The following is a 1,133-nucleotide window of genomic DNA, read 5'->3' as shown; positions in this document are numbered from 1 at the left end:
CATTGGTAACAAGTTAGAAAGGAGTAGATTTTGTCAATACCTCTTGGGATAGAAATATTATGGAATAATAATGATAATCAAATAGGGTAAGGGTGAGAGAGTCCGCCGCAGGCGGACTCTCTCACCCACAGCGATTATCATTATTAATAAGTTGTGGACTCGATTGGCGTTGCACCGCGATCGATAATAGTGGCGGACGATCGATAACAGTGGCGGGCGATCGATAATAATGGCGGGTGATCGATAATAGTTGCACCGCCAGCGCACGGCAGCGTTGAGCCGAGCACGATCGATTGCTAGCGTTGGTACGATCGAACGATATAATTGACAAATAATTGAGCGATTGTGTAGGTCAATAAATATGGCCAAGAATCAAAAAACCAACCGCGACCACGCCAAAAAAACCACAAGACCGATGGTGGAAGATGAGACGATTGCCTCGCAACTATCGGCATTATTAACACCAGCCATCACCTCACAAGAAAATTACTACCGTCAACTGGGTTTACGAGGGAGAATTCTTAACCTACCGTTGATGGTAGCAGCAGTATTAACTCTACTGTGGCGAGATGTAGCAGGGGTGACAGAACTCACAAGAATGCTAGCAAGATCAGGTTTTTTGTGGTGCCGACCGACGACAGTCACTCAACAAGCAATGTCTCAAAGGTTTTTAAGTTTTCCTGCCACATTATTTGAGGGAGTCTTCAAAAATTTATTGCCAAGTTTAAGAACTGCTTGGTACCAGAGAAAACAACGACCTCTACCAGAAAGCATTCAATTTGCTTTGACCAAATTTTCGAGAATTTGGATAGTAGATAGCTCGACGCTCGAAGCATTGTTTTGTAAACTCAAAAGCCTGGAAAATATACCAAAAGGGCAGTTGGCAGGAAAAATGGCAACAGTCATAGATGTAATGACTAGGCTCCCTGTCGATATTTGGTTTCTGGAAAACCCCAGAAGTTCTGATGTTAAGCTTGAAGAAAATATCCTGCAATTGGTGCCAAGTAAAACCTTACTCTTACTGGATCGAGGATTTTATCATTTTAGCTTTTGGCTCAAATTAATTGAACGAGATATCCACTTAATTACTCGTTTGAAAAAAGGAGCATCAATTCAAGTAGAGCAAGTATTTA

1 protein-coding gene and 1 pseudogene are annotated in these 1,133 nt (G+C 42.0%); one reads left to right on the top strand and one right to left on the bottom strand.

Translation table 11 applies throughout. The annotated features are described in order from the left end of the window. Nucleotides 1-143: 143 nt before the first annotated feature. On the bottom strand, nucleotides 144-287 hold the full coding sequence (locus QUA54_RS34315; protein WP_333419502.1) for a hypothetical protein: 144 nt from the start codon (nucleotides 285-287) through the stop codon (nucleotides 144-146). A 128-nt stretch (nucleotides 288-415) separates the two neighbouring features. On the opposite strand from QUA54_RS34315, the pseudogene QUA54_RS34310 reads away from it, so the two are divergent. Then, nucleotides 416-1,133: pseudogene (locus QUA54_RS34310) on the top strand (IS4 family transposase); the annotation flags it as partial.

This window comes from Microcoleus sp. MOSTC5 (assembly GCF_036701825.1).
Classification (GTDB): domain Bacteria; phylum Cyanobacteriota; class Cyanobacteriia; order Cyanobacteriales; family Microcoleaceae; genus Microcoleus; species Microcoleus asticus.
This window is presented reverse-complemented; position numbering and strand designations above follow the sequence as displayed.